Below are 246 nucleotides of genomic sequence, written 5' to 3' on the forward strand. Positions count from 1 at the left end.
GCACCCGTCTCATCGCCAAGGGACAGCAGCACTGGTTCAACATCGGCTTCGTGCCGTCGGCGCTGTATGGTCTGCTGCCGGAAATGATCAAGCGTTTTCGGACCGAACTGCCGGATATCGAGATCGGCTTTTCCGAGATCGTCACCATGGAACAGATCGAGGCACTCAAGTCCGGCCGCATCGACGTCGGCTTCGGCCGGCTGCCCATCACCGATCCCGACATCGTCTGCGAGACCATCGTGGAAG

1 protein-coding gene is annotated in these 246 nt (G+C 60.2%); it reads left to right on the forward strand.

The window, feature by feature from the left end; all coding sequences use genetic code 11:
- Positions 1-246: LysR substrate-binding domain-containing protein (locus tag ACCD05_RS32030; RefSeq protein ID WP_413397720.1), on the forward strand; the 246-nt coding region annotated here is incomplete at both ends.

The sequence above is a fragment of the Rhizobium sp. Rhizsp42 genome (assembly GCF_047304155.1).
GTDB lineage: Bacteria > Pseudomonadota > Alphaproteobacteria > Rhizobiales > Rhizobiaceae > Rhizobium.